General features: G+C 71.1%; 20 protein-coding genes. 6 read left to right on the forward strand and 14 right to left on the reverse strand.

Annotated features, from left to right (window positions below; translation table 11 throughout):
• Nucleotides 1-154: 154 nt before the first annotated feature.
• The 3 genes from OHT52_RS20985 to OHT52_RS20995 all read left to right on the forward strand — a co-directional run bounded on the left by OHT52_RS20985 (nucleotide 155) and on the right by OHT52_RS20995 (nucleotide 3278).
• Nucleotides 155-1000 (forward strand): DegV family protein, encoded by an 846-nt coding sequence (locus OHT52_RS20985; protein ID WP_328721711.1) that lies wholly within the window; start codon nucleotides 155-157, stop codon nucleotides 998-1000.
• Between the two features lie 122 nt (nucleotides 1001-1122).
• Entirely contained in the window at nucleotides 1123-2280 is a 1158-nt protein-coding gene (locus OHT52_RS20990) for a ComEA family DNA-binding protein (RefSeq protein WP_328721712.1), read from the forward strand.
• A 287-nt stretch (nucleotides 2281-2567) separates the two neighbouring features.
• A complete protein-coding gene (locus OHT52_RS20995; protein WP_328721713.1) occupies nucleotides 2568-3278 on the forward strand; it encodes a ComEC/Rec2 family competence protein in 711 nt (236 codons plus the stop codon).
• On the opposite strand, the gene OHT52_RS21000 is transcribed toward OHT52_RS20995, so the two are convergent.
• A complete protein-coding gene (locus OHT52_RS21000; RefSeq protein ID WP_328721714.1) occupies nucleotides 3275-3478 on the reverse strand; it encodes a hypothetical protein in 204 nt (67 codons plus the stop codon). The two genes, OHT52_RS20995 and OHT52_RS21000, sit on opposite strands and share 4 nt — an antisense overlap.
• 190 nt (nucleotides 3479-3668) lie before the next feature.
• Here OHT52_RS21000 and OHT52_RS21005 point away from each other — a divergent pair, with 190 nt between their 5' ends.
• Nucleotides 3669-3911 (forward strand): helix-turn-helix domain-containing protein, encoded by a 243-nt coding sequence (locus OHT52_RS21005; protein WP_328721715.1) that lies wholly within the window; start codon nucleotides 3669-3671, stop codon nucleotides 3909-3911.
• Nucleotides 3912-4151: 240 nt separating this feature from the next.
• Here the strand turns inward: OHT52_RS21005 and OHT52_RS21010 are convergent, their stop codons facing one another.
• Both OHT52_RS21010 and OHT52_RS21015 read right to left on the reverse strand, forming a co-directional pair.
• Complete coding sequence (locus OHT52_RS21010; protein WP_328721716.1) at nucleotides 4152-4301, reverse strand: hypothetical protein; 150 nt, start codon at nucleotides 4299-4301, stop codon at nucleotides 4152-4154.
• On the reverse strand, nucleotides 4298-4477 hold the full coding sequence (locus OHT52_RS21015; protein WP_328721717.1) for a hypothetical protein: 180 nt from the start codon (nucleotides 4475-4477) through the stop codon (nucleotides 4298-4300). The genes OHT52_RS21010 and OHT52_RS21015 overlap by 4 nt, the downstream gene beginning before the upstream one ends.
• Nucleotides 4478-4639: 162 nt before the next feature.
• On the opposite strand from OHT52_RS21015, the gene OHT52_RS21020 reads away from it, so the two are divergent.
• Together OHT52_RS21020 and OHT52_RS21025 are read left to right on the forward strand one after the other, a co-directional pair.
• Nucleotides 4640-5908 carry a Twin-arginine translocation pathway signal gene (locus OHT52_RS21020; protein ID WP_328721718.1) on the forward strand — a complete coding sequence of 423 codons (1269 nt, stop codon included), beginning with the start codon at nucleotides 4640-4642 and terminating at the stop codon, nucleotides 5906-5908.
• A gap of 2 nt (nucleotides 5909-5910) precedes the next feature.
• Complete coding sequence (locus OHT52_RS21025) at nucleotides 5911-6225, forward strand: 4a-hydroxytetrahydrobiopterin dehydratase (RefSeq protein WP_328721719.1); 315 nt, start codon at nucleotides 5911-5913, stop codon at nucleotides 6223-6225.
• Nucleotides 6226-6290: 65 nt separating this feature from the next.
• Here the strand turns inward: OHT52_RS21025 and OHT52_RS21030 are convergent, their stop codons facing one another.
• The 11 genes from OHT52_RS21030 to OHT52_RS21080 all read right to left on the reverse strand — a co-directional run bounded on the left by OHT52_RS21030 (nucleotide 6291) and on the right by OHT52_RS21080 (nucleotide 18426).
• Entirely contained in the window at nucleotides 6291-6608 is a 318-nt protein-coding gene (locus tag OHT52_RS21030; RefSeq protein ID WP_328721720.1) for a hypothetical protein, read from the reverse strand.
• Nucleotides 6609-6619: 11 nt separating this feature from the next.
• Complete coding sequence (locus tag OHT52_RS21035) at nucleotides 6620-6958, reverse strand: hypothetical protein (RefSeq protein WP_328721721.1); 339 nt, start codon at nucleotides 6956-6958, stop codon at nucleotides 6620-6622.
• A 104-nt stretch (nucleotides 6959-7062) separates the two neighbouring features.
• Nucleotides 7063-7386, reverse strand: a complete 324-nt coding sequence (locus OHT52_RS21040) for a hypothetical protein (protein WP_328721722.1) — start codon at nucleotides 7384-7386, stop codon at nucleotides 7063-7065.
• A 57-nt stretch (nucleotides 7387-7443) separates the two neighbouring features.
• Nucleotides 7444-8382: a LysM peptidoglycan-binding domain-containing protein gene (locus tag OHT52_RS21045; protein WP_328721723.1), complete on the reverse strand. Its 939-nt coding sequence runs from the start codon at nucleotides 8380-8382 to the stop codon at nucleotides 7444-7446.
• Nucleotides 8379-8612, reverse strand: coding sequence for a hypothetical protein (locus tag OHT52_RS21050; RefSeq protein ID WP_328721724.1), 234 nt, complete (start codon nucleotides 8610-8612; stop codon nucleotides 8379-8381). Before OHT52_RS21050 ends, OHT52_RS21045 begins: the two co-directional genes overlap by 4 nt.
• A gap of 73 nt (nucleotides 8613-8685) precedes the next feature.
• On the reverse strand, nucleotides 8686-10488 hold the full coding sequence (locus tag OHT52_RS21055; protein WP_328721725.1) for a glycerophosphodiester phosphodiesterase: 1803 nt from the start codon (nucleotides 10486-10488) through the stop codon (nucleotides 8686-8688).
• A gap of 12 nt (nucleotides 10489-10500) precedes the next feature.
• On the reverse strand, nucleotides 10501-11121 hold the full coding sequence (locus OHT52_RS21060; protein WP_328721726.1) for a hypothetical protein: 621 nt from the start codon (nucleotides 11119-11121) through the stop codon (nucleotides 10501-10503).
• An 11-nt stretch (nucleotides 11122-11132) separates the two neighbouring features.
• Nucleotides 11133-12068 (reverse strand): hypothetical protein, encoded by a 936-nt coding sequence (locus OHT52_RS21065; RefSeq protein WP_328721727.1) that lies wholly within the window; start codon nucleotides 12066-12068, stop codon nucleotides 11133-11135.
• The gene (locus OHT52_RS21070; protein WP_328721728.1) at nucleotides 12065-13216 is read right to left on the reverse strand and encodes a phage tail protein; all 1152 of its coding nucleotides are present in this window, start codon (nucleotides 13214-13216) and stop codon (nucleotides 12065-12067) included. Before OHT52_RS21070 ends, OHT52_RS21065 begins: the two co-directional genes overlap by 4 nt.
• Before the next feature lies 1 nt (nucleotide 13217).
• Nucleotides 13218-14108, reverse strand: coding sequence for a hypothetical protein (locus tag OHT52_RS21075; protein WP_328721729.1), 891 nt, complete (start codon nucleotides 14106-14108; stop codon nucleotides 13218-13220).
• Between the two features lie 10 nt (nucleotides 14109-14118).
• On the reverse strand, nucleotides 14119-18426 hold the full coding sequence (locus OHT52_RS21080; RefSeq protein WP_328721730.1) for a phage tail tape measure protein: 4308 nt from the start codon (nucleotides 18424-18426) through the stop codon (nucleotides 14119-14121).
• Nucleotide 18427: the final 1 nt, after the last annotated feature.

Raw genomic sequence — 18427 nt, forward strand, 5'->3', positions numbered from 1 at the left:
TACTGCCCGACGGCCTTGGGTACGGGTCGACGGGGCATGCGGAGTGATGGGCGGTGTCCCGACAGGTGGCAAGATGCCTCCCGCACCGTCCGTAAAGATCAGCGGCCCGGGGTCGGGCTGCCGCACCACTGCTCCGGAAGGTAATCTCCGGCTCATGTCCCGCCATGTCGCGATCGTTACCGATTCAACGGCCTACTTGCCTCCCCGGGCGATGGAGCGGCACGGCATCACAGCGGTGCCGCTGACCGTCGTCCTCGGCGACCAGGCGTTGGAGGAGGGCACGGAGATCTCGGCCCGTTCGCTCGCGGTGGCCCTCCAGAAGCGTCGCTCGGTGACCACGTCGCGTCCCAGCCCGGAGGTCTTCGCCGAGACGTACCGGGCGGCGGCCGAAGCGGGCGCGGCCGGGGTCGTCTCGCTGCACCTGTCCGCCGAGTTCTCGGGGACGTACGACGCCGCGCTCCTGGCGGCGAAGGAAGCCCCGGTGCCGGTGCGCGTGGTGGACACCGGGATGGTCGCCATGGCCCTCGGTTTCTGCGCGCTGGCGGCGGCCGAGGCCACGGAGGCGGGCGGCGGACTGGACGAAGCGGTACTGGCGGCCGAGCGGCGGGCACGCGTCACCTCCGCCTACTTCTACGTGGACACCCTCGACTACTTGCGACGGGGCGGCCGGATCGGGGCGGCCCAGGCACTGTTCGGGTCCGCGCTCGCCGTGAAGCCGCTGCTCCAGCTCGACGGCGGGCGCATCGAGCTGCTGGAGAAGGTGCGGACGGCCTCCAAGGCCATCGCCCGGCTGGAGGAGATCGTCGCCGACCGGGCCGGTACGGGTGCGGTGGACATCGCCGTGCACCACCTCGCGGCCCCGGACCGGGCGGAGCGGCTCGCGGAGCGCCTGCGGGAGCGGGTACCGGGGCTCGTGGACCTGCATGTCAGCGAGGTCGGTGCGGTGATCGGAGCGCACACGGGGCCGGGGCTGCTCGGCGCGGTGATTTCGGCGCGATGACCGATCGGCCCGTCCTCCGTCGTCCCTCCCACGAGTGACGGAGTTATCCACAACTGGGTGTTTGTCCACGGAAATCGGGGCTGCTCAGCGGGTCTGCGCGGGAGTGCCTAACGTCCTGAGGCATGGCTCTTCGATCAGCTTCCGCGCGTCCGCTCTCCTCCGCACCCGTCCTCGACGTCCTGGTTCTTCCGGGCTCCGCGAAACCCCTGCGCGCTGACCCCGCCCACGCCCCCGGCGCTCCGGTCGCCGGCGCTGCCGTCGCCGTTTCCGGCGCGGGCCCGGGACGCCGCGCCAGGGGGCGGCCGGCCGGGGAGACGGCGGCTGCCGCGCGTCGGAGGGCCGACGCGTTGCTCGGCGATGTGCCGCCCGCCGATGCCGTGCCCGGCCGTGCGGAGGAGTCCGATGCCGTGCTCGGCCGCGCGGAGGAGTCCGATGCCGTGCTCGGCCGCGCGGAGGAGGCTGACGGGGAGGAGGGTGCCGGGACCCGGACCCGTGCCGCCCGGATCCGTGCGGGTGACGAGCTTGGGCGGACGGGAGCGCCGAGTCGGAGCGCGGCCGCTCTCCGCGAGCGGTTACCCCTCTGGTTCCAGCTCCGGTGCGGCCTCGAACGGAGGACGGTGACCGCCCTCGGCGTGGTCCTGGCCGGCTTCGCGGTCCTGGCGGGGGCACACTTCTGGTCGGCCGCACCGGAAAGGGTGCGCGTGCCCGACGCGGTGCGGGTGGCGGCCGAGGGGCCCGCCACCTCGCGTACGGAGAACGCCGGGGCGGAGTCGGTGCCGTCACCACCGTCCTCGCCGTCGTGGCTGCCGTCGCCCACCGCTGCCGACGCCGTGGCGGCCGGCCGGATCGTGGTCGACGTCAACGGCAAGGTGCGGCGGCCGGGAGTCCAGCACCTGAGGGCCGGAGCGAGAGTCGCCGACGCGCTGCATGCCGCCGGGGGCGTGCTCGCGGGGACGGACACCACCGGTCTCAACCGCGCCCGGATCCTCGTGGACGGTGAACAGGTGGTGGTCGGAATCCCCATGGCCCCGCAGCCTCCGGGCACGGCCGGAGTGCCGGGGCCGGGCGGTGACGGCGTGGCGCAGACCGGTCCACTGAGCCTCAACACCGCCACCGCCGAGCAGCTGGAGACGCTGCCGGGGGTCGGGCCGGTCCTGGCCCAGCACATCGTCGACCACCGCGTCGAGCACGGGGGATTCGGCTCCGTGGACGAGCTGCGGGACGTCACGGGCATCGGCGACCGGCGCTTCGCCGATCTCCAGCCCTTGGTGCGGCCATGACCCGGGGCGCCGGCCCCGAGACCTGCCCGAGCGCCGGTACGGACCGCTCGGTGCGCTCCGCTGGTGCTGGTGCTGGTTCCGGTTCCGATACCGGTTCGGGGCAGGAGGGGCCGGCGGATCTGAGGCTGGTGCTTCCGGCTCTCGCCGCCTGGGCGTCGGCCGCGCTCTGTCTCGTCGTGCCGCAGGCTTGGACGGCGGCAGGGGTCGTGGTCTGTCTCGTGGCGGCCCTGATGCTCCTGCGCGCGGCGCGAGGCAGGAGGGGCGGGCGGCCCCCCGGGAGGATCGCGGTGAGCGCCGTACTGCTGTGCGCGGCGGCCGGGGCCGCTTCGGCGGGGCTGCACGGGGCCGATGTGCGCCGTGGGCCGGTACCGGGGCTGGCGCGGGCGCACACGGAGGTCGAAGCGGAGGTGACGGTCACCTCCGACCCGGTACGGACCCGGGCCCAGGTGCGCGGCAGCCGGAGCATGCCGGCCCTGCTGCTGATCGACGCCGAGATCACGCGGCTCGCACCCCCGGGGGCCCGTTCCGGCTCCCCTCCGGGTACCGCTGTTCGCCCCGGCACGGCTTCCGGACTGCGCCCGGCCTCCGGTCCCGGGCCCGGCGGTCACGGGTACCGGCTCCGTACGCCTGTCGTCCTGATGGTGTCGCCCGGGGCCGCGACACGGGTGTGGCAGGGCCTGCTGCCCTCCACCGGTCTGCTGATCAGCGGTCGGCTCGTCCCCCCGATGCGCGAGGGCGAGCGGAGTGCGGCCACCCTGCGGGTGACGGCGGGTACCGCGCCACGGATCGTCGCCGGACCCGGTTTCACGCAACGGGTGGCGGGGGAGTTGCGCGAGGGGCTGCGCCGGGCGACCGAGGACCTCGGTCCGGACGCCCGGGCGCTGCTGCCGGGGCTGGTGGTCGGTGACACCTCGCGCGTTCCGACCGAACTGCACGACGCCTTCCGGTCCACCGATCTCACTCATCTGCTGTCCGTTTCGGGCGACAACATCGTTTAGGGAGATGGGTGATCGTGCACTTCGCGGATGAGCGCGAGCACGTCGTCCAGGCGACTGCGGAGCCGTTCAACCTGCATGATCAACGCCGAGTCCGAGAGGTCGGCGAGGTCGGCAGCACGCGCGCTGTCGAGTTCCTGCTGTGCGAACTCGACGCGGGATCGCTGAGCCTCGGTAAGGGACAGCTGCGATTCGGTATGCACTCTACTTATCACCTGAGATCGAGCAGGGCGGACGGTAACTGAATCTGGGGGGCTACGCGAGCCGACCATGCCGCTGGCATTTGTTCAATACCGAAGTATGCGCGCCACTCGAACGAGTGACCGAATGAATATGCGAATCTGTACCACGCATGGTACTGACTTTGATCATGGCGGACCAGAGCGTTGACAGGTGCCCACTGATCCCCCACCCGACTGGGTCCCCGCCCGCCGCCGGGTCATCGGTGACCGCATCCGGGCAGCCCGAACCAGCAGAGGGCTCACCCAGGAAGCACTCGCCGAAGCGGCAGGCGTCGATCGGAAAACCATCAGCCGGATCGAGCAGGCGGTGCATTCGCCGCTTCTTGATCACCTACTTGTGATCGCGCACGCACTGGACGCCCCACTTGCCACCCTCGTCCGCGACGAGGAGTAGACCCGCCCGCACCCGGCCGCCGCCGACGCGAGTACGAGCGGGAGTCTCAGCGGTGCTGCGCAGCCTCTTCGGCCATGGCTCGACGGAGGCCGCTGCCGCGGCTGTGCGCGGGCGGTTGGCACGCCTGGTCGCCTACGGGGTGGGCGTACATGTCGGGGCGGGCCCCGGACATGGAGTGTCCGTCGGCAATGACGACGGCCTCACCAAGAATCGCCCGGTCACAGTCGATACAGATGTGGCTCATCGACGCGCCGCCTTCCATACGCGGGCGAGGGCCGCGGCATCGTCGCACGCCGCGTTGTTGCGACACCTTGCGCACCGCTCGGTGTGCATGATCAGCGCGCGGTACGCGCAGTCTCCGGCGGTCAGCGGCTTCTCGGTGGTCGTCACCGGGTCACCTCCGACCTCTCGGGCAGTACCCGGTACAGCACCTGCACACCGCGCTGCTCGGCGCAGGCGGCGTGCGCGAACACGGAGATGCCCCCCGAGCCAGAGGACGCGACGTGCATGCGCACGCACACGTCGGCCCCGGGCTCCGGACAGTACGTGCACTCTCGATGGCTCATTCGCTCACCCCTGCGTGTGGTGTCCTGAATCGAGGGGCTCTCAGCCATTCCCGCTGCACGGCCCGCTGTCACACCCGATGATGTGTGTGCACGTCAGGTAGCAACTAGGCCACGAGGCGGTCATCGGCGGCCACGTAATGGCCACGGCCGGGAGCACGACACATGACCCACCACACTGGATCCGCAGGCCGTAACGACGCGCTGCGCGCCGCCCGCTTACAGCAGGGGTGGCGCTCGGCGGAGCGTGCGGCGGAGGCGCTCCAGCTGCGCGGCCAGCAGCTGCTCGACGACCCGCACTTCACCGTGTCCGCGCGTACCTGGCGGCGCTGGGAGGGGTCCGCGCCCGGCTGGCCGAGCGACGAAACCGCGATGGTGCTGCATGACGCGTTCAACCGGTGGCCCGAGGATCTCGGGTTCACCACGCCCCCGGGGTGGATCCGGCCCGAGCACCACCAGGACCAGGGCGTGAACCGCCGACAGCCGTTCGTGTCCGTGACGGCTGCCGCGCTCGTTGCCGGGCCTGTGGCGCCTCAGCACGTGGACCCGGCGCTGATCAGCTACTTCCAGCAGCAGCTGGAGGGGCACTACCGGGCTGACATGTTCCTCGGGCCGCACGATCTGATCGGCACGGTGTCCGCCCAGTACCAGCTGATCGACAAATTGGTGCGCTCGGCGAAGGGTGAGACACGCCGCGGGCTGCTGCGCGTCGGCGCGGCCTACGCGGCGCTCGTCGGCTGGCTGTACCAGGACGCCGGCGACATGAACGGGGCGGCGTTCTGGCGCGGGGTGACGCAGGAGATCGCCATGCGGTCTCGGGACCCGCACCTCATCGGGTACAGCCTCGTCAACCAGGCTCAGGTCCGGACCGACCTGGGTGACGGGCACGCGGTCATCGATCTGTGCGAAGCCGCTCTCGACGACGCCGCCCGGCTGGTGCCGAAGGTGCGGATCATGGCGATGCAGCAGCAGGCGCACGGTGCCAGCCTCACCGGGGAACGGCGGGCCGTCGACGACCTGCTCGACCAGGCCGACCGGCTGCTGTTGCGCGTCGATGACGATCTGCCCTGGGGCAACGCGTGCCGCCGGACTCCAGGGTATTTGGAGGTGCAGCGGGCAACCTGCTACGGGCGTCTCGGCCTCGGCGCCGAGGCTGGTGCCCTGTGGTCGCAGGTCCTCACGATCGTGCCGGAGACCGCGCGCCGGGACCGCGGGGTGTACATGGCCAGGCAGGCGACCGCTGCGGCGACGGCCCGGGAGCCGGACCAGGCGGTGGAGATCGCGCGCTCGGTCGCGACGATCGCGGTGGAGACCCGTTCGGCGAGGATGCGCCGGGAGCTGGTCACTCTGGAGCGGGCGATGCGCCCGTGGCACGATGCCCCGGTCGGCCGGGACCTCGCGGAGATCCTGGCACCGGTAACCCAGGGGAGCTGACGGTGGGCAAGGAACCGCTGACGGAAGAGCAGATCGCTGGTCAGCTGGCCGCACGGCCAGGATGGACACGCGACGGTGACGAGATCACCCGGACGTTCCAGATCCGGTATCACGGGGGCGTGGCGATGATCGTGCACGTTGCGGATGTCGAGCGGCTCATCGGCCACCATGCGGACATCGACCTGCGCTGGGGGCAGGTACGGTTCGGCATTACTACGCACGACGTCGGCCGCAGGCTGACCGAGGCGGACTTCGATCTTGCTGCGCGCATCGATCAGATTGGGGCGGCCCATGGGGCGGAGCCGCTGAGCGCCTGACCCCGGGCATGACGAATCGCCCCCGCCCGGCGCGAGGCCAGGCGGGGGCGGTGGTGGTGCGGTGGTCAGACTCCAGTTCGGTTGTACTCCGCGACGCGATCCGGTGGTGCCGGCGGCTCGATCCCGCGCTGCCGCATCTGCGCCGTCAGCTCGGCCACGTATCCCGACATCGACCGGACCAGCGACCGAAGCGACCGAGTCTCTTCGCGCAGTTCGTTGATGTCGACCTGCATGTCTTCCTTGATCTCCTTGAACGCGGCCAGATCAGCGGCCCGCTGGTTCGGCTCAGCCTGAATCGCGGCCGCCGTGCGGCTGCCCCGGTAGGTCAGCCACCCCGTGACGAACACGCCGGACAGGGTCAGGGCGGCCCCGCTGATTTCCATCCACCCGCTGCTCAACGGGGGCTCCCCTCTACCCCCTCGGCGGCGGTGCGCCGTCCGTCGCCGGGAGGGACGCGCGATGCGCACCAGATCACGCCGCAGTGCGACGTGATGTACCAAAGGAAGATGAAGACCCCGCGCGGGTAGTGCCCGCTGAGCGCTGACCACCCGTAGGCGAATGCCCACAGGGTCGGCGGCACGGACGCCGCGAGGAACCCGAACCGGTCCTGCCCGAACCGGACCCACGCCGAGGCGAAGGTGACGGCGCCCGCAACGATCCACACCCACGCCCAGCAGTGGAGGGGGGCGATGCCGGTGAGCAGCTCCAGACCTCCGGCTGCCGGCGGGATCACGATGAGGCCGATTCCCCAGCAAACCTTCCCGACCCCCATGAAGGCGAGGAACTCGCCGCGGGGTCCGAGCCGAGACCGGAGTCTCCGGGCAGCTGCGGCTCCCGTCACGACAGGCTCGTCGATCCGCCCGAGTAGGTGCTCGGGTCGACCGGGTCGAGGGCGGGCTCGACGGCCGGGTACGACGGGGGCCGCGCCCACCCGAGGAACACCCCCGCGAGGTTCTGCAGCACGGTGCCCGGGGCCCGCTCACCGAGCACTTCGAGCAGCCGGAAAACCAGGTAATACGCGACAGCGAGCACGACCGTGACGGCGCCGGTGGCGGTCGTCGAGTTGATGTCCAGACCGGCGGCCGCCGCAAGGGTGAGCAGCCACCCGGCGACGAGCGGTACCGCGGTGCGCATGGTGGAGATGAACAGACCGGTCTTCATGCCGGTCCCCCTTCTGTAGTGAGGTGTCCGGCCGCCGGGTGGCGGCCGAATGGGGCATCAGGCGACGACCGTGAAGCCGTGGGCGGCACCGAGCCGCTTGAGGGTGGTCATGCCAGGGACACCGTCCGCCGCCTTGCCGGTGAAGCCCTGCCGCTGCTGGTACAGGGCGTAAGCGCTCCGCGTGGCCGTGCCCATGTGGCCATCGGCGTAGCCGGCGGCGAGCAGCTTCTCGGCGACGAGCGCTTGCTCGACGTACTTCGCCGCGGCGTACGAGACCGGTGTGCCCTTCTTCGGCGGGTCGCTCTTCGCCGCCGTGATGAGCTTCGCGAGGCTGACCACCTTCTGTGCGGTCGCCGTCGGCAGCTTGAGCATTTGCCCGGCTGCGATCTTGTTCGGGTCCTTGATCCCGTTCAGGGACTGCAGCGCTGACACGGTCGTCTTGTGCGCCTCGGCGATCTCCGAGAGCGAGTCGCCGTCGAGCACCTTGTACGTGCCGGTCCCGGTGGCCGTGGCAGGGGGCGCCGTCTTGTACGCGGGGCGCCCGAACCCGGCGATGTCCCCAACGACCCGGACGCGGCGGGCGCAGACGTTCGCCGTGTTGCCCTCGATCGTGTAGACGTACCGGTGGTCGGCCGAGACGCTCGTGACGATCCCGACGTGATCTATCGCGCCGATCGACGACGAGCCGGACCAGTCGAAGAACACGATGTCACCGCGCCGGATGCCCGACTTGGCGATGCCGTTCGTCATCGCCGTCCACTGCCCGGCAGCCTGGAATCGGGCGGCGTGCGCCACGGTGTACGCCCAGTCGGTGCCGTGGCACACGGCGTCGTACTCACCGGCGTCGACGGCGGCACGGGTGACCATGGCGTCACACCACGCGAAGTTGCCGGCGTAGGCTGGCCCGTTGCGCTCGCGGTACCACTGCTGAATCTGGTTCGGTTCGCCCGTGCCGATCCAGCGTTCCATCTGCTCGACCATGCCGTCGACGGTCATGCCGTACCTCCGTCCTCGGCCGCAGCCGCCTCAGTGTCGGCCGGCTCGTCGTCCTGGTCGTCGAGCTCGGGGCCGGTGAAGTAGCCCGCCATGTCCGCGGGGCCGAACTTCGCGGCGAGCAGTGTCTGCTCGTCCTCGACGGTCGGCCCGTTGCCGGTGCGCGTGAGGTGCAGCGCTTGCTCGTGCTGATCGGCCATGCGCTCGGGCACGGGCCGCTCGGTGCTACCCATGGGTGAAGCCCCTTTCCGGGGATGCAGAAAGCCCCGGCCGGATCGGCGCGGGGCTCGGTTGGGGGGAGGCGGATCAGGTGGTGGTGATGCTGACGACGTTGACGACGTCGGTCCCGCCCGAGAAATACGGCCGGCCGACGTACAGGTACCAGGGGACCCGGTAGGTGCTGTCCGTGACCGTGGTGGTCAGCGACAGCTCGGGGACGGACAGGGTGATCTGCGTCGCGGTGATGACGACCCGCAGCGTGTAAGTGCCCGCCGGGATCGCCGTGCTGCTGGCCGTGTTGGCGAGCTGCGCGGAAGTGCCGGCCGCCTTGTCGTCCCGATAGATGCGCAGAGAGCGCGTGTTGCTGACCTGCACGGTGTACCCGTTGTGGCGGATGTCCGCCGAGGAGAGGACCGTGGCGTCGTCGTCGGCGCCCAGGTGCACGGCGAACAGGGCCCACACGGGCGTCGCGGTGACGCTGAATTTCACGTCGATCGTGGTGGTGGCCGGGGCCGGGCTAACTTCGCCCGCCAGGAGCACCACCGCGTCGGCGGCCGCCGAGCTCGCGGGGTTCGGCAGGGGGATGCGGCCGGAGGCGTCGAGGACCGGCCGGGCGGCGGCGGAGGGCACGTACCCGTACCCCCACTGCCCCGTCCCGAACGAGCTGGTGGTGCGGCGGGGGACGCGGCTGGAGACGTAGGCGGAGTAGTCGGCGATGATGCCCCGGCACCCGAGGGCGAGGGCCCGATCGCGCTGCACCCGGCGTACCAGCGTGTGCGCCCATACCCCGAGCGCGTAGTTCTTGGCGATGGCGGCTGTGATCTGCGCGTCCGTCCCGGCGATGTCGACGTCCAAGAGGTCCGCGCCCGTGTTCCTGATGGTGGTCGCGTTGTCCGTGGCCATCTGGGCGGCGGACCGCCACAGGTGCGCGAGGCAGCCCGCGGCTTTGATCACCGGGATGACGGCGGGGTCATTGGTGTTGATCAACACGCTGCGTTCGAGCCGCCGGGCCTTGATCATCGCGGCGAGCGGTGCGACCCCCGCCGCGTTCTTAGCCTCCACGGTCATCACCCGGCGGCCGCCGAGCTCGTCGAGGATCTCCTCCACGGTGTGCACCGGCAGGTCGGGGGCGGCCGCCGCGAACCAGGTGGACGGGTCACTGCGCACGAGCCCCCACTGGGCGGCGTTGAACAGACTGACGTTCCCCGCGCTCCGGGTAGTGCGGTCCACGGTGGCGTCATGCATCAGCACCGGGGTGCCGTCGCCGAGGATCTGGGAGTCGAGGTCGAGGACGTCGGCCCACGGCATCGCCCCGCGAAGAGCCGCGAGGGTGTTCTCCGGAGCTTCGCCCGCGCTGCCCCGGTGGGCGTCGTAGACGATCGCGGGCAGGTTGTCGACGGTCGCGGCGGCGCCGAGCCGGGACTGAACGGCGGTGATCGCGGCCGTGGCGTCCGCCGATGCCGCAGCCGCCGTGGTGGTGGCGGTCGTGGCGAGCGCCGCGGCGTTGGTCGCCGTGGTGAGCGCGGTCGCCGCCTGCGTGGCTGCAGTCGCTGCCTGGGTGGCTGCGCCAGTGGCGGCCTGCAGCGCCTCGGTGGCGACCTCACGGCCGGTCGCGTACCAGCGGACGATCCGGCCGCCGGTCGCGTTGTACTCGTACTCGATCTGCGGCCAGGCGCACATCCACTGCCGTATCGCCCCCGGCGATTTCGACGCGGTGCCGTCGGAGCGGAGTTGGCTGATCGGGGTGGTGCCGTCCGCCTCGTACAGTGCGGTTACGAGCTCCCCCGTGCCCGCGACGCGGACGTTCAGCGGGTAGTCGGGGACGACGTTCCCGGCGAGGTCGGTGAGGACCTCGGCCGGGGTGCCGCCGTAGGTGTAGAGGGTGGGCATGTGAGATGCCTTTCAGTCGATGCTGTAGGAGCCGGAGATGTCGATCCAGCCGGTGCCGACCGTGCCGCCGTCCTGAGCGCCGTCTTGACTCCAGAAGATGAGCGCGCCCGGGATCGCTTGATCGTTGGAGTGCGATTCCATGCGGCCGGCGCCGATCAGCGGGTCTCCGGCCGTGCTGAAAAAAGCCGTACTGGTGGCGATCTGGGAGGGCGGCCGGCAATCGGTGGGCACCGTGGCGACCTGGATGCCGTTCGTGCCGATGATCGCGGTGCCGTCGGTTCGGGCGATCCGGCCCCGAAGGCGAACGCGGCCGCCCACCCTCTTGATCTCTGGGAAAACCTGCCCGGCCTGGAACGCCGACAGGAGCGGCAGCGGCCTCCACGCTGGTTCGGGCTCCCACCACGTCACCCAGGTGTTCGACGTCGCGGTTTTCTTCCACACGGTGCCGTCCGCGGCGGTGACGACGGTGTGCACCGGAGCCCCCGCGAACCGAGTGTTGCGCTCGGCGAGGTTCGCGACGTGGTGGACGAGGTGCGGATCGATCGCGGTCGCCAGCGCTGCGAGCGCGCCGGGCCCGACCGGGGCGTCCGCACCCCCAGGTACCGGGAGTGAGGCGTAGCCGATGGTGGCCATGGTGCTGCTCCTTACGGGGCGGAGAACGTGATGCGGATGGCGCCGCCGGTGAACGCGGCGTAGTCGGTGGCGCCCTCGGCGTAGACCGCGATGCCGCGCGCCGCCCCGGACGCCAGCGCCGTCCGCCACGCGGCGGGCAGCGTCGCCGTGCCGCGCGCGCCCACGGACAGGCGCAGCAGGTACTCGGGGCCGTCGCCGAGGACGAGTTGCCCGGACGGCGGGGAGGTGTGGGCGTGGAGGTACAGGTGCGCGGGCCGGGCGGCGTTGGCACCGCTCCCGCGCGCCCGGGTCAGCGTGACCGTCATCGAGGAGACGACGCGACCTGAGCAGGCGTCTGCGATCGACGTGCCGTAGAACCACCCGCCCCGGAGGTTCCCGCGGCCGGTGTAGTCACCCTGGAACGCACGCCCGGACCGGGTCTCGTCGGGGCGGCCCCCGCGCCAGGACCCGGCGTCGGTCGGGGTGATCGTGACCGGGGCCGGCGCCCGGGCGGCCGGTGCGGTCGGAGACGGGTCGGTGACGCTGGCCAGCTGTACGTACAACTCCACCTTTCCACTGACCTTGCGGGCGTAGACGGTGGTGCCGGACTGCCACCCGGTCCCGGACGGTGCGGCGGTGCCCCAGGTGACGGCGCGCACCACCTGCAGGTCGGCGGCGGCGTCCGTGGCGATCTCCCGGATCTCCGCCTCGGACTCGTCGCCCGGGTCGTCGCCGAGCCGCCACACGACAACCGGGCGGGCGCCCCGGGTGACGGCCACCCAGTCGCCAGCCGCCCGGTTGCGGTAGGAGTCGGCGCACGGCACGTCCAGCAGCAACTCCTCGCCGACGCGCAGGTTGACTCCGAGGTCGGTGACGCCGTCGACCTGGGCGCTGCGCATCCGCAGACCGCCCATGCCGGTGGCGGCGGCCGCGAGCTGGGCGCCGAGCTCGGCGGCGGGGTCGCTCACAGCAGCCTCCTGACGGTGGTCCGGGTGGTGCAGGACTGGGAGGCGCTGCCGAGGGTGTAGGGGCAGGCGTCGATGATGTGCCGCTGCCACTCACCCGGGCGGACCTCCACGTCCACGACGTCGCCGGGTTCGAGGGCGGGGTTGCACGCGGTGGTCATGGACAGGGAGGCCTGGATCCCGAGGGAGTCGGCGAGGCGGGCCGCGCCGACGTCGGCGGCCTGGCCGAGGTTCGTGATCAGCGGGGAGGCGTAGCGGGCGGCCCGGATCCGGACGCCGGTCAGGCCGAGGCGCTGGGGGGCGAGGGGGTCGCCGACCGGGTCCGGCCCGGCGTAGGTCAGGGACGCCGGGTCGGTGTCCCACGTGTAGACGGGTCCGACCGCTGGCGTCCCGTCACCACCGTCCCCACTGATCGACCAGAGGTTCACCAAGCCCTCCGCGGACTCGGTTTCAGCGGGCTCGACCAGGGCGACACCGTAGGGGATGCGCCAGACCACCGGGTCGGTGATGGTCGGCACGGGCCCGATCGTCACCACCCCGGAGGCGTCGGCGTACAGCTCGGCGGCGAGCGCGGCGGCGATGCCGGTATCGGTGCCGGTGGTGTCTGTTCCGCCGGAGAGGGCCGCCCACCGGTCCTCGTCCACCACCCACGACGGCAGGGGCGTGTCCGGAGTGACGCCGTCGCGCCATGCGACCGGCACTCCGGGCAGTACCTCGCCGATCAGCGTCTCCGCGAGGAACCGGGCGGTGTCCGGGCCGACCGTGCGCGGAGCCGGTAGCGGCGCGGCCCGGATCACTTCCTCCCGGCCGAGGAGCTCGACGGACGCCCCGTATCGGGTGCGGGTCAGCCGGTCGACGACGTACACCCCGGCGGGGATCCACTCCACGTCCATGCGCGGCCCCTGCAGGCCCTGCCACAGCCGTACCTGCGTGGTCACGCTGTTGACGCCGGATGCGCCGAGGGGAATGCCGACCAGGTCGGCGGTGCCGGAGTAGCGGCACTCCGCGGTACGGTCCGGGCGAACCTCGGCGCCGCCGAGCTGCGGGGCTGGTACCCAGGTGCCGCCGCCATCGTTGGACCACTCGGCGCGGATCGGGCGGCGGGCGGCCCCGGTGACGGCGGCCAGTGCGCGGGCGGAGATCGGTAGCATGTCAGGTGACCCCGTTCGTGCTCAGGGACGCCCACGACGAGTAGGACGCGGCGATGGCGTCCCACGTGGCGTAGCGGGCAGCGACGTCGTCCCACGACCAGCCCGGAATACGCAAGGGCTGACCGATGGTGTCGGGGCGGGCAAGCGGTTCGACCGTGAAACCGAACCGATACCCCTCGGATGAGCCGAGTCGGCCGGTCGGCGCAGGGCCCGTGATGTCGCCCGGGACGAAGTACGCGTCGGGCTGCAGATACCCGGGCCGAACCTGAGCGAGCAGTGCTCCTGACCGGAGCAACGCCCGCATCTGACCCACGAGTTCGGGCGGAACATCGACGGTCACCTGCACGACCTCGGCGCCGTGCTCGTCGTACGCGAGCTGCCGGTAGGGAGATCCCGCGATGTCGACCGCGTCCTGTCGTCCTGCCGACGTGGCGCCGGACCACTCGACGATCATCACCCGTACCGACAAGCCGGGGTCGTCGAGGCTCTTGATCCACAGATCACGGTCGTCACCGGGCTCCGGCGCCGGCACGGTCACCGCAAGGGACGATGCCGGCCCCTCGCTGCCGTCCGCGTAAACCGGCGTCGCGGTGTACACGACCGCGACCCCGAGCGGAGGCTCGTGGTCGTAGGCTGTGCCGACTCCCTCGATCGCCCACGCCAGATCGGCCGACCGGACCAGAGCCAGGCCGCCCCCCGGGTCGGTGCGCGTGATCCGCACCTGTCGGACGTCGCCCACGTCGGCGAGCGGCGTCGTGCCCGCGGTGTAGTCCACCGCGAGCACGACGCCCGCCCACTGCTCGTCGACGATGCCAGCGAGCCACCCGTCGGGTGACACCACCCGAACCGGCGGCGTCACCGGAGGCGCGCTCGGGTCGACGATCATCGGCATCGCGTGTCTCCTATCGTGCGCCGGCACGCGACCGCTGCCGGACCGTCGTCATCCCCGCGTCGACCCGGGTGTCGACGTACGCGTCGAGCTGCGTGCCGTCCGCGAGGACGAGTGCGAGCTGCTGTCCCTGCTGCAGTCCGGCCGGCTGCGCCGCCGTGCGGATCGCGGCCGCCGGAGCCGGGACCGAGGCGGTCGCCATGCGGACCGACGCGCGGTCGATCGCGGGCAGGGTGCTGACCATGCCGCCGATCAGGCCGGCGCCGACCATGCGCCCGACCCGGTCGGTCTCGCGGCTCGGGCTGTGAATCTGCAGCCGCCGCTCGATCGTGGTCACGAGTGTCCCGCCGAGCTTGGTCATCTCCTTCTGCAGCGCCGCCTCCTGGGCCTGCAGACCGGTGAGGAACCCCTTTCCCGCCATGGTCCCGGCGTCGTACATCGCGTCGGCCATGGTCCGGCCGTACGCGGTGCTGAGCTTGGAGCCGGACGCCGCGAGCGCGTTGAGCTGCTTGATCTGCCCGGCGCTCGCCCCGGACACCAGCCGGGCGAGCTGACTGTCGGGTCCGGCCGCCACGAGCTGCGAGATCAGGCTCTGCGACACGCCCCGCTTCGACGCCGTCGCGATCCGCGCCTGAAACGACGCGAGCGTCGACTGCCGCGCCTGCAGACCGGAGATCAGCCCGCCGACCGATGTCGGATCGCTGATGTTCCCGAGCCCGAGATAGTCGGTCGCCGACGTCGCCTGATCGGTGGCCGCCGCCTTGGCCGTAGCGATCTTCGACGCCACGGTGTCCCGCTGTTTCGCGAGCGCCTGCAGCTTCGCCGACGCCGCGGTCGTCGCGGTCGCGAGGTTCTTGCCTGCCCCGCCCGCCGACTTCAGATCGGCCGCGAGCGCGTTGGACGCGGCAGCGATCTGCGCCGCCGTCCCGGTGAGACTCTTCCGGAACGCCGCGAGATCCGCAGGCACTTCACGCCGCGCCTTGGTCGACGCGGATACCTTCGTACCCTTCGCGAACCCGCGCAGCACACCGAGCCCGCCCGCCATCCGGAGCGACGTCAGGTGGTCGTACACCTCCGTGTCCCCGCCGCCGAACCTCACGAGCTCGGGCCCGCGCTCGCCGACCCACGCGAGTTCGCCTCGCTTCGGCCGGCCGCCGTCGGCGTACCCACCGGGTCGGTTGTACGCCGAGGCGAGCGACCCGTACCGCGACAGGGCGTACCGCATGGAGGCGACCACGTTCGCCAGCGGGTCGTAGATGCCGCGTGACTGGAGCGGACCGGCGTACGCGTTGAACGTCGCACCGATCGTCTGCATGAGCCCACGCGACGGGTCGCCGTTCTTCGCGTTGATGTCCCAATTGTTGATCGCGCGCGGGTTCCCGCCGCTCTCCTGGTTCATCCGGCGTAGCACGACCGGCAGCAGCGATGCAGGCTGTCCGACCATCTTGAGGGCCTGCAGTACGACCGACGACCACCGCTCGACGCCGGACCCGCCAACGCTGCCCGAGGCGCCGCCGAACATGCTGCCCGCCGCGTTGACGATCTTGTCCTTCAAGCCGTCGAGCATCTTCGCCGGGAAGCGGCCGAGGGCCTGCGCCCACGGCGACGAGCCGATCGTAGCCGCCTTGTCCCGGATGAATCCGGTCGCCTTATCCCACATTTTGCCGGGATCGGTGAGGAAGTCGGCGCCGCTGAGCAGTGTGCCGCCGACCTTCTTCGCAGCGCCCCAGAGATCGCCCACGATCCCGCCGTCGGCGAACCGCTGCACTGGCAGCTCGCCGTGCTCGTTGATGTACGACAGGGTGTCGAACCCCACCGCGCGGGCGCTGCTGCGCTTCACGACGAACTCGTCGGCCATCATCAGCGTCGGGATGCTGTCCTTGCCCGGCACGCCGCCGTGCGTGCGGCCGCCGCCCGCGAGCAGCTTCGGCGCGGCCGGCATCTTCCCGACCCCGACGAACCCGGCCACCTTGTCCCAAGTGGCTTTGATCCCTTCCGTGTAGATGTGTTTGATGATGAAGTTCACAGGCTCTTTGGCGATGTTCTTGATCTGGGACCAGGCGGAGCCGATCGCGTCCTTGGCCAGACCGAACGCTGCGCCGAAGAGCTTGACGCCCGCACGTCCCTTGTCCAGAACCGGCCGCAGAGCCACATTCCACAGCCACGCCGCACCCGTGCCGATCCCGTCGAACGCCGGTTTCACCGCGCTGCGGTAGAGCCACGTGGCGACCGAGCCCGTCATGCGGACGCCGCTCTGAATGCCGGTGAACGCGGGCTTGATCCCCGAGCCCCACAGCCACGCGGCGCCGGCGCCGATCCCGTCGAACGCTGGCTTGATCGCGGAGCCCCAAAGCCACCCTGCGCCTGTGCCGATGCCGTCGAACGCAGGCTTGATCGCGTTGCGGTAGAGCCACGTCGCGCCCGCGCCGGTCGCGCGCAGCCCGGACCAGATCCACCCGAAGACCGGCTGCAGCGCCGATCCCCAGAGCCATACCGCGCCGGTCGCGATGTCCTCGAACACGGGCTTGATCTGCGAGTCCCAGAGCCACGACGCGATAGCGCCGACGGCCTTGAACCCGATCACGAACGGGGCGATCAGCAGCGTCGCGACGACTACGCCGAGCACCTTCGCGGCGGTGCCGATGAACCCGAACGTCGGCGCGAGGACCGTGCCCCAGAGCCACGCTGCGCCTGTGCCGATCGCGCGCAGCCCGGTCATGAACCCGGCGATGCCGGGCTGCAGCACGGACCAGAGCGACGACCATCCGGACTGGATCCCGGACCATGTCGCCTGCACGATCGAGCGGAATGTGTCGCTGCGCTTGTACGCGACGAAGATCAAAGCGGCGAGCGCCGCGACACCCGTGATGATCAACCCGATCGGGTTCGCAGACATCACCGCGTTGAGCACACCCTGCGCGATGGCGTACCCACGGGTGACCGCGGCCGTCGCGAGGATCACCCCGCGATAGACCGAGAACACCGCCGTGACGGCGCCCGTCGCGATCGCGGAAGCGTTCATCGTAATCGTGAGCCCGGCAATGCCGACGGCAAGCGGCAGCAGCCACGCCCCGTACTCGCGCAGCCAGTCCACCCCGGCGCCGAGTGCCTCACCGGTGGTCCGGACGCCTGCGCCGAAGGTTCGGAGCGTCGGCACGACGTCGGAGATCAGGAACGAGCCGAGCCGGGCGACGGCTGGCAGTACGTACTTGTCGGCGGTGTCGGCGAGTTTCTGCACCGCCATCCGCTTGAAGACGTCGAAATCGTTCGTCGCGGTGGCGTGGAGAGCCTTCCCCATGGTCGTTGCGGCACCGCCGACCTTGCCGAGCTTGTCGGCCGCCGATGACGGGTCCATGGCGTACAGCGCGGCGCCGAGATCCTCGCTCTGCGTGCCGAACAGGGCGACCGCCGCAGCGTTCTGTTTCACCGGGTCAGGGATCGCGCGCAGCTTGTCGAGGGTCAGATCGAGGGCGGCCGTGGCCGATGCCCCGCCCTTTGCGAACTCCTTCGCCATGGTGGCGGACGACAACCCGAGAAGCTTGTATCCGTCGGCGGTCGTCTTGCTGCCATCGACGACGCGGATCGTGAACTCCTTGATCGCGTCGGCGGCGAGGTCGCCGTCACGCGCCCCCGCCTCCAACGCCTGGGAGATCAGGCCGATCGAGGCCGCGCCGCCCAGCCCTGCCTTGCGGAACTGCGTACCGTATTCATTGAGGGTGTCGAGGAAGTCGCCTGACTTGTCTGCGCCGGACTGGAAACCGGCTGTGATCAGGTCAAACGCCTGCTTGCCGTCCTTCGCGAGGCCCGTTTTGATGAGCTGTCCAGCCGCCTTCGCGGACTCGCCGACCTCGGCGTCGAACGTATCGGCCAAGTTGAGCGCGCTCTTAGTGAGCTCGGCCAGATCCTTCTTCGGTGCGTTGACCGCGGCCACACCGTTCTGTGCCAGCCCGCGCAGCGCGTCGTTAACCTGGTCGATGCTTTCGCCGTACCCCTTGCCGAAGACCTTCCCGGCGACCTTGCCGAGCCGCGCCGACTCCTTCGCGCTGAGACCGAGTTGGGCCCCCAGCCGGGCGTTGCTCTTGTCCTGCGCCACGGCCTCGGTGAACCCGACCGCGAACAGGGCACCGGCGGTAGCCGCTACCCCGGCGATGCCGGTCTTAAGCACGCCGCCGATGCCGCCGAGGAACCCCTGCCCGGACTCTCGGCCGGCGCGTTGCCCGGCATCGGCGGACGGGCCCGAAATCTGCCGCTGCAGCTCGGACCCGAACCCCCGGGTCGACGGGACAACGGACACGTACCCGACACCGACCTCGACCGGCACG

The sequence above is a fragment of the Streptomyces sp. NBC_00247 genome, from assembly GCF_036188265.1.
GTDB lineage: Bacteria > Actinomycetota > Actinomycetes > Streptomycetales > Streptomycetaceae > Streptomyces.

Coding starts and splice junctions, on each gene's coding strand:
- OHT52_RS21020 (WP_328721718.1), top strand. CDS start 4,640: ATGACCCACCACACTGGATCCGCAGGCCGTAACGACGCGCTGCGCGCC.
- OHT52_RS21030 (WP_328721720.1), bottom strand. CDS start 6,608: ATGGAAATCAGCGGGGCCGCCCTGACCCTGTCCGGCGTGTTCGTCACG.
- OHT52_RS21075 (WP_328721729.1), bottom strand. CDS start 14,108: ATGCCGATGATCGTCGACCCGAGCGCGCCTCCGGTGACGCCGCCGGTT.
- OHT52_RS21045 (WP_328721723.1), bottom strand. CDS start 8,382: ATGACCGTCGACGGCATGGTCGAGCAGATGGAACGCTGGATCGGCACG.
- OHT52_RS21015 (WP_328721717.1), bottom strand. CDS start 4,477: ATGAGCCATCGAGAGTGCACGTACTGTCCGGAGCCCGGGGCCGACGTG.
- OHT52_RS21070 (WP_328721728.1), bottom strand. CDS start 13,216: ATGCTACCGATCTCCGCCCGCGCACTGGCCGCCGTCACCGGGGCCGCC.
- OHT52_RS20990 (WP_328721712.1), top strand. CDS start 1,123: ATGGCTCTTCGATCAGCTTCCGCGCGTCCGCTCTCCTCCGCACCCGTC.
- OHT52_RS21040 (WP_328721722.1), bottom strand. CDS start 7,386: ATGAAGACCGGTCTGTTCATCTCCACCATGCGCACCGCGGTACCGCTC.
- OHT52_RS21055 (WP_328721725.1), bottom strand. CDS start 10,488: ATGCCCACCCTCTACACCTACGGCGGCACCCCGGCCGAGGTCCTCACC.
- OHT52_RS20985 (WP_328721711.1), top strand. CDS start 155: ATGTCCCGCCATGTCGCGATCGTTACCGATTCAACGGCCTACTTGCCT.
- OHT52_RS21050 (WP_328721724.1), bottom strand. CDS start 8,612: ATGGGTAGCACCGAGCGGCCCGTGCCCGAGCGCATGGCCGATCAGCAC.
- OHT52_RS21060 (WP_328721726.1), bottom strand. CDS start 11,121: ATGGCCACCATCGGCTACGCCTCACTCCCGGTACCTGGGGGTGCGGAC.